Raw genomic sequence first — 7,827 nt, 5'->3', positions numbered from 1 at the left:
CACGAAACGCCCGCAGCTTCTCCAACGCGCGGTAACGAAATCCCCATCGCATTTCCCGAAGCGGTCCGTCTTCCTTCCAGGGTGCCTTATGCATCATCAGGGGTTTTCGCGCGAAGCGAAAAACCGCAAGGTTCGTGCGGCAATCGTGCAAGGATTCGGCAAGGAACAGGCGGTCGCCGCGCAAGAAGCGCACGGCCGACGCGCCTGAGACGCGCAAGGTTTTTGCGGTTTCGCGACGGTCGACCGACGGTCGCCATGCAAGGTCGCGGCGCTATGATCGGCGGAGGATTGCGGGAATGGGCGGGAGAAGGGCAGAAGGCAGGACGGATATAAGACGGGATGGTACTTGCGTATATAACATATATGTTATATACTGTTGGTATCCCCGCAAGGGGGCGGAATGGAAGAGTTCGAGGTTGTTTTCTATTGTAAGGCGAATGGAACGAAGCCTATGGTGAAGTCCTCGATTCGCTCGAACCGAAGCTGAGGGCGAAGGTTGACCGCCATCTCCGCTTTGCGCGATCAGGCCGACATGCTGTGGGAGCCGCATTCGAAATCCATGGGAAAAGGCTTGTTTGAGTTGCGTGTTCGCCAGGGCAGCGACATCGCTCGCGCCTTCTATTTCTTTTTCTGCGGAAGCAAAATCGTGGTGACGAACGGGTTTGTGAAGAAATCGCAGAAAGCCCCTCGAAGGGAGATCGAGCGGGCGCTCGCCTACAAAGCCGATTGGGAGAAGAGGTTCGGAAATGGATGATCTTGATCGTTATCATGCGGAGCAGATGAAAGACCCCGAGTGCGCCGCCGAGTACGAGCGCCTGGAGCCGGTGTACGACATCATCAGCGCCATCACGATGGCGCGCGCCGAGCAGAACCTCACCCAGCGCGAGCTGGCCGAGCGCTGCGGCATGAGGCAGAGCGCGTTCGCGCGCCTCGAGTCCGGCAACGCAAACCCCACGCTCAAGACGCTACAGCAGGTGGCAAAGGGCCTCGGCAAGAAGCTGCGCATCAGCTTCGTGTGAGCGCCCTACCGCCGCGCCACCTCCGCCGCGGTGCGGCCCGCCGGTTCCGCGCTCGCTTCAAGATGCGTATTTTTCGCCGCAACTGCCGCAAATCGTGTATGCTAGCGTCTGCTGCGCGCCCAAGCGCGCCATCCCCGCACACGTTAATAAACGAATGGGGCATCGTGTGAACGCGATCAGGCCGCGGGAGGCGGCCGGAAGAAGAGGAGGAACCGCGTGAAGCTGGTGGTAACCGAGAAGAACGACGCGGCTCAGAAGATCGCCGACTTGCTCGGCGTCAAGAAACCCAAGGCGGACAAGGTGTATTCCACGCCGGTGTACCGCTTCGACGTGGACGGCGAGGAGTGGGTGACCATCGGCCTGCGCGGCCACATCCTGGAGCCCGACTTCACCCCGACCATGGTGTACAAGAAGCGCGGCGGCTGGCAGGGCGTCACGGAGGAGGGCGAGACCTTCCCGGCGAAGCTGCCCGCGACGCTGCCCAAGCCCCCCTTCAAGAAGAAGAAGCCCTTCACCGAGGACGGCGTGGAGCTCAAGACCTGGAAGATGGACGCGCTGCCGTACCTGGTGTACGCGCCCATCAAGAAGCTCCCCAAGGAGAAGGAGATCATCCGCTCGCTGAAGAACCTGGCGAAGAAGGCGGACTCCGTCATCATCGCCACCGACTTCGACCGCGAGGGCGAGCTCATCGGAAGCGACGCGCTCTCCTGCATCCAGGAGGTGAACCCCGACGCGCCCGTGTCGCGCGCGCGGTACTCGGCGTTCACCAAAGAGGAGATCACGCACGCGTTCGACAACCTGGTGGAGCTGGACGTGAACCTGGCGTCCGCCGGCGCGTCGCGCCAGGACATCGACCTCATCTGGGGCGCGGTGCTCACGCGCTACCTGACGCTCGTGAAGTTCGCCGGCTACGGCAACGTGCGCTCGTCGGGCCGCGTGCAGACGCCCACGCTCGCCCTCATCGTGGCGAAGGAGCGCGAGCGCTTGGCGTTCGTGCCCGAGGACTACTGGGTGATCCGCGGCGCGCTCGGCACCGACCCGGACGCGTTCGAGGCCCCGCACGCCACGGCCCGCTTCAAGGTGGAGGCCGAGGCGAGCGCCGTCATGGCGCACGTGGAGGGCGCCACCACCGCCCGCGTGTCAGGCGTCGAGAAGAAGAAGCGCACGGTCCAGCCGCCCGCGCCGTTCAACACGACCTCCCTCATGGCCGCCGCGTCCGCCGAGGGCCTCTCGCCCGCGCGCACCATGCGGATCGCCGAGAGCCTCTACATGGACGGCTACATCTCCTACCCCCGCGTGGACAACACCGTGTACCCGAGCTCGCTCGACCTCGCCGACACGGTGAAGGCCATCTCGGGAAACCCCGCCTACGCGCCGTACTGCAAGGAGCTGCTGGCGAAGGGCGAGCTCAAGGCCACGCGCGGCAAGAAGGAGACGACGGACCACCCGCCCATCTATCCCACGGCCAAGGCCACGCCCGACGACCTCGCGCCGGCCGACTACAAGCTGTACAACCTCATCGCGCGGCGTTTCCTGGCCACGCTCTCCGAGGCGGCCGTCGTCGAGGGCACGAAGGTGTCGCTCGACGTGAACGGCGAGCCGTTCGTGGCTAAGGGCGACGTGCTGGTGCGTCCGGGCTTCCGCGCCATCTACCCGTACGGCCTGAAGAAGGACGAGCAGCTGCCCGCGCTCGCGGAGGGCGAGACGATCGCGTTCAACGGCGCCACCTGCACGAAGAAGCAGACCGAGCCGCCCGCGCGCTACAGCCAGGGCAAGCTCATCCAGGAGATGGAGAAGCTGGGCCTGGGCACGAAGTCCACGCGCCACTCCATCATCGAGCGCCTCTACGCGGTGAAGTACATCGTGAACGACCCCATCGAGCCCTCGCAGCTGGGTATGGCCGTGTGCGACGCGCTCGACAAGTTCGCGCCGCACATCACGCATTCCGAGATGACGGCCGAGCTGGAAGAGGAGATGGACAACATCGCCGAGGGCCGCACCACGCGCCTGAAGGTGGTGGACACGAGCCGCGACCTCCTGGCCGACCAGCTGGCCAGCCTCCTGCCGCACTCCGAGGAGGTGAAGGACGCGCTCGCCGACGCCGTGGCCGCCGACGCCTACGTGGGCCCGTGCCCCAAGTGCGGCAAGGACCTGCAGCTACGCGCGAGCCAGAAGACGCGCGGCATGTTCATCGGCTGCGCCGGCTGGCCCGACTGCGACGTCACCTACCCGCTGCCCAAGGGCAAGGTGGAGGCCGTGCCCGAGCCGTGCCCCACCTGCGGCATGCCCCAGGTGAAGGTGACGGCGTTCCGAGCCAAGCCGCGCACCATCTGCATCGATCCGAACTGCGCCACCAACAAGGAGCCCGACGTGATCGTGGGCGAGTGCCCCGTGTGCAAGGAGAAGGGCAAGCAGGCGAACCTCGTGGCGCAGAAGAACCCGCGCACGCTGAAGCGCTTCATCCACTGCGAGAACTACGAGGAGTGCGGGGTGGGCTATCCGCTGCCGCAGTACGGCGCGCTCACGGCCACGGGCGAGGTGTGCGAGCACTGCGGCGCGCCGATGGTGATCGTGACCACCGCGCGCGGCCCGTGGAAGCTCTGCCCCAACTTCGACTGTCCCGGCAAGGAGCAGGACGAGGAGAAGAAGGGCGCGTCGGGTGCGAAGGGCGGCGCGAAGAAGGCGCCCGCCAAGAAGGCGCCCGCCAAGAAACCCGCGGCGAAGAAGGCTCCCGCGAAGAAGCCGGCCGCCAAGAAGGTTTCCTCCGACAAAGCCTAGCGACCAATTCCCGATCGATCGTCTGGTCGGCCCTGACCTACCTCGACAGCGCAGCCCCGCGGCTGCGCTGTCCCGTACCTACGCATCGACCGGTCGGCCGGGCAACGGCTTCGGGCTCTTACTGCACACTTTTCACCAGTTTTTTACGTCGGAAGGCGGGTTTTCCGACCCATGAAGCCGAACAGGCTATCAGCGATGACCGTTTCCCCTGATCGCGTTTCCTTGCGGCGAGGTCTCAAGTGCCGGAGTGCAGAAATCTGGTGAAAAGTGTGCAGCGCGGCTCCGCGTCGCCAACCGTCACCAACTACGACGTGCCGTTTCGCTGGAGATGCGGGACTCGTCGTCGCAGCTTGGCGCGTGGGGCGCTACAATGCGGGGCGCAGAACCTGACTTCGAAGGAGAGCAATCACATGCCCAAGGTAACCATCGTCGGCGCCGGAAACGTCGGTGCCACCGCCGCCCACATCATCGCGTCCAAGAACCTGGCCGACGTCGTGCTCATCGACGTGGCCGAGGGCCTGCCCCAGGGCAAGGCGCTCGACATGATGCACATGCGCAGTGTGGAGAAGTTCACCGTGCACGTGACCGGCACCAACGACTACGCCGACACGCGCGACTCCGACGTGGTGGTCATCACCGCCGGCATCGCCCGCAAGCCCGGCATGACCCGCGAGGACCTGCTCGGCGTGAACGCCGGCATCATGAAGTCGGTGATCGGCCAGGCCAAGGAGGCGTCCCCGAACGCGGTGTTCATTTGCGTGACGAACCCGCTCGACGTCATGACCACGCTGGCGTTCCGCGAGAGCGGCCTGCCGGCGGAGCGCCTCATGGGCATGGGCGGTGTGCTGGACTCCTCGCGCCTGTCGTTCGCGGTGTGCGAGAAGCTCGGCTGCGAGCCGGCGGCCGTGGAGGCGTGGGCCGTGGGCGCGCACGGCGAGGGCATGGTGTGCTGGCCGCGCTTCACCACGGTGGACGGCACCCCCATCACCGAGCTCATGGACGAGGCGGCCGTGGCCGAGGTCGTGCAGCGCTGCGTGAAGGGCGGCGCCGAAGTCGTGGCGCACCTCAAGACCGGCAGCGCCTACTACGCGCCCGGCGCGTCCATCGCCAAGATGGTGGAGGCCATCCTGGGCGACACGCACGAGATCATGAGCGTGTGCGCGCACATCGACGGCCAGTACGGCATCGACGACCTCTACATGAACGTGCCCGTGCGCTTGGGCCGCGACGGCGTGGAGGAGGTCGTGGAGTTCGACCTCGACGACGAGGAGCTCGCGGCGCTGCGCGCGTCTGCGGACAGCGTGCGCGCGGGGTTGGCGAACCTGCCGGAGTAAGTGCGAAGTGGCGCGGCGAAGGATTGGGATGCGTGTCGTGCATCCCGCATCCCAATCCTGTGCCAGTTGTCCTGCACCAGGCATTCCGCGTTGCACCCCCTACGACGCCCGCTTCCAATCCTTTCTTCAGTCCTAGCTCCACTTGCCCTTCGGGCGCGGAGGAAGGCTTCGGGATGCGCGCGTCCTGCGCCGCGCCGATGGCCTGACGCGTCCTTGGCGAATCGGCGCGGCTTGCGTTAGCCGGCCGCACGCCGCCCCCGCGCCAAAGAGGGGGCGTGGGACAGTGGGGAAGCGCCCGTGTCGGGCGCTTCCGTTTTCAAGGAGGATGTTCATGCTGATCGAAATAGATGCCGAGCGCTGCATCGGGTGCGGGCGGTGCGTTGCCGACTGCGTGGGGTCGAACCTGCTGGTTGAGGATGGGACGGCGCGCGTGAAAGGCCGCTGCATCCTGTGCGGGCACTGCGTGGCCGTCTGCCCGACGGCGGCGGTGTCCATTCCGGGTTACGACATGGCCGACGTGGAGCCGTCTGCGCCGGCGGGCGAGACGATCGACGCCGCCGACCTCCTGCGCGCCATCAAGTCGCGTCGCAGCGTCCGTTCGTTCAAGCCGGAGCCGGTGGGACGCCAAGAGCTCGAGTTCGTGCTGCAGGCAGGTCGCTACACGGCCACGGCGAAGAATGCGCAAGGCTGCCGCTTCGTCGTAGTGCAGGACGGCCTCGCCGAGCTCAAACGGCTCGTGTGGGACGGCATCGAGGAGCTGCTTGCGCTGCCGGCAGACGAGAAGCCGCGTTGGGTGAAGCTCTACAAGCCGTTTTTGCGCGACGCGTGCGCGGGCAGGCAGGACTTCCTGTTCCGCAACGCACCGGCTGTCGTGTACGTGGCTGCCGAGCGCGCCGACGACGCGGGCCTGGCGGCTCAGAACATAGAGCTCATGGCGGCCGCGCAGGGCCTCGGCGTCCTGTTCAACGGCTACCTCTGCCGCGCCTCCGAGGAGCTCCCCGCCGTGCGCGCGTTCCTTGGGGCGGACGAGCGCCCCCTGCAGATGTGCCTGTTGCTGGGCTGCCCCGCCGTGTCCTATCCCCGCACGGCCCCGCGCATGCCGGGCGACTTCGTGGTGAAGTAGGCTGCCGTCATCGCAAAAAGTAAAGAACTCTTGACATTCTGCCGCGGAGGCGGCATACTGCGAAATGTCAAGAGTTCTTTACTTTGTGGCCGAAAGGAGCCGATCATGGACGAGATGGAGAAGTCGATCAGGACGCGGTCGGAGGCCCTGGGATACAAGTTCGCGGTCCTGCTGCTGGCGACATGGACGCTCGTCAATCTGGTGCTGTACCTGGCCACCGGGGGCGCGCGGGATATGCTGCCCACGCTCGTGCTCATCGCCGTGCTGCTGGCGCAGGGCTTCTCCGAGGAGTCGATGAAGCGGCGCATGGTGGAGGGCGACGACGAGTACCATGAGCCCAACCGGACAGTGCGCATCGTCGTGGGCGTGTTGGGCGTGGCGCTGGTGACGTTCTTCGCCGGCTTCCTCGCCTTGTACGCGGCGTAAGCGGGCGGCACCGTGCGCAACGACATCAAGCGCCTGCGCAAAGCGCTGGGCCTGCGCCAGGAGGACCTGGCCCAGCGTTGCGGCGTGAGCCGCCAGACCATCGTGGCCGTGGAGAACGACAAGTACGACCCCACGCTGCCCCTCGCCCTGCGCCTCGCCCGCGAGCTCGGCACGACCGTGGAGGAATTGTTCCACCTGGAGTGACCGCCTCCCCATCTCGCGCAGGCCGGGGTCCTCGCAGGCACGTCCCGGCAACGTGGGAGGCGGATCGGCCGGGTTGCGGTATAATTCATCCCCATGGAAACCATCATCACGAAATCACAGGTCGCGGACGCCGTCTACGCGGCCATCCCGCGGCTGGCGTGCGAGCTGCCGGCCGACATCGAGGCGGGGATCGCATCTGCGCGCGCCGTGGAGGACAACCCGCGGGGGCGCGCCGTGCTCGACCAGCTGGCGGAGAACGCGCGCATCGCGCGCGAGGACCGCGTTCCCATCTGCCAGGACACCGGCACGGTGTGGGCGAGCCTTGAGATAGGCCCCGACGTGCTCGTGCGCGGCGACGTGTTCGCCGACGTGGCCTCGGCGTCGTCGCGCAGAAGCTCCTCGGCCGCCAGACGCGCGCTCAAGAGCACGATGGGCACGCCGGCCCCCGGATGCGTGCTGCTGCCGCAGAAGTACAGGCCCTCGCACGCCTCGGCCTTGTTGTGCGGCCGCCAGTAGTTGCTCTGCCGCAGCGTGGGCCGCAGCCCGAACGTGGCGCCCCGGCTGGCGTTGAACCGCTCGGCGAAGTCGTTCGGCGTGAAGACGCGCTCGAACGCTATGTGGTCGCGCACGTCCTCGTACACCGTCTCGCGCTCCACCAGGTCGAGCACGCGCTCGCGATATCGGGCCACTTCTTCCGCACCCCAGCCCGGACCGCCGTCGGCCAGCGGCGGCACCGGCACCAGCACGTAGAGCGTCTGGCAGCCCTCGGGCGCGAGCGACGCATCGAGCGAGCACGGCGCGTAGCAGTAGAACGAGGGGTCGTCGGGGAAGCGCCCGTCGTCGAAGATGTCGGCGATGTTGCGCTCGAAGTCGGGCGCGAACCGGATGGAGTGCACCGCCTCCGCCGGGTAGCGCTTGTCCAGGCCCAGGTACAGGATGAAGC

The 7,827-nt window shown here is 66.7% G+C and carries 9 protein-coding genes; all 9 read left to right on the top strand.

All coding sequences use genetic code 11. The features are described from left to right. The coding region (locus GPA_RS20275) for a hypothetical protein (RefSeq protein ID WP_231847662.1) at positions 1–208 on the top strand (208 nt) is incomplete at its 5' end. 288 nt (positions 209–496) lie between these two features. Continuing rightward, the gene (locus GPA_RS14520; RefSeq protein WP_197533111.1) at positions 497–754 is read left to right on the top strand and encodes a type II toxin-antitoxin system RelE/ParE family toxin; all 258 of its coding nucleotides are present in this window, start codon (positions 497–499) and stop codon (positions 752–754) included. Then, entirely contained in the window at positions 747–1,019 is a 273-nt protein-coding gene (locus GPA_RS14515) for a helix-turn-helix domain-containing protein (protein WP_041239715.1), read from the top strand. The genes GPA_RS14520 and GPA_RS14515 overlap by 8 nt, the downstream gene beginning before the upstream one ends. A gap of 216 nt (positions 1,020–1,235) precedes the next feature. Beyond that, positions 1,236–3,797 carry a DNA topoisomerase I gene (locus tag GPA_RS14510; protein WP_041239714.1) on the top strand — a complete coding sequence of 854 codons (2,562 nt, stop codon included), beginning with the start codon at positions 1,236–1,238 and terminating at the stop codon, positions 3,795–3,797. Positions 3,798–4,207: 410 nt separating this feature from the next. Next, positions 4,208–5,131, top strand: a complete 924-nt coding sequence (mdh, locus tag GPA_RS14505) for a malate dehydrogenase (RefSeq protein ID WP_015540343.1) — start codon at positions 4,208–4,210, stop codon at positions 5,129–5,131. Between the two features lie 331 nt (positions 5,132–5,462). Then, positions 5,463–6,254, top strand: coding sequence for a nitroreductase family protein (locus GPA_RS14500; protein WP_041240626.1), 792 nt, complete (start codon positions 5,463–5,465; stop codon positions 6,252–6,254). Positions 6,255–6,359: 105 nt separating this feature from the next. Beyond that, a complete protein-coding gene (locus tag GPA_RS14495; RefSeq protein WP_015540341.1) occupies positions 6,360–6,680 on the top strand; it encodes a hypothetical protein in 321 nt (106 codons plus the stop codon). A 12-nt stretch (positions 6,681–6,692) separates the two neighbouring features. Next, the gene (locus tag GPA_RS14490; protein WP_041239713.1) at positions 6,693–6,884 is read left to right on the top strand and encodes a helix-turn-helix transcriptional regulator; all 192 of its coding nucleotides are present in this window, start codon (positions 6,693–6,695) and stop codon (positions 6,882–6,884) included. Positions 6,885–6,977: 93 nt separating this feature from the next. Then, entirely contained in the window at positions 6,978–7,400 is a 423-nt protein-coding gene (locus tag GPA_RS18445; protein WP_231847707.1) for a fumarate hydratase, read from the top strand. Positions 7,401–7,827: the final 427 nt, after the last annotated feature.

The sequence above is a fragment of the Gordonibacter pamelaeae 7-10-1-b genome, from assembly GCF_000210055.1.
In the GTDB taxonomy this organism is placed as follows: Bacteria; Actinomycetota; Coriobacteriia; order Coriobacteriales; family Eggerthellaceae; genus Gordonibacter; species Gordonibacter pamelaeae.
The sequence above is the reverse complement of the archived record's forward strand: the minus strand, read 5'-3'. Positions and strand labels throughout refer to the sequence as shown.

Coding starts and splice junctions, on each gene's coding strand:
- GPA_RS14515 (WP_041239715.1), top strand. CDS start 747: ATGGATGATCTTGATCGTTATCATGCGGAGCAGATGAAAGACCCCGAG.
- mdh (WP_015540343.1), top strand. CDS start 4,208: ATGCCCAAGGTAACCATCGTCGGCGCCGGAAACGTCGGTGCCACCGCC.
- GPA_RS14500 (WP_041240626.1), top strand. CDS start 5,463: ATGCTGATCGAAATAGATGCCGAGCGCTGCATCGGGTGCGGGCGGTGC.
- GPA_RS14495 (WP_015540341.1), top strand. CDS start 6,360: ATGGACGAGATGGAGAAGTCGATCAGGACGCGGTCGGAGGCCCTGGGA.
- GPA_RS18445 (WP_231847707.1), top strand. CDS start 6,978: ATGGAAACCATCATCACGAAATCACAGGTCGCGGACGCCGTCTACGCG.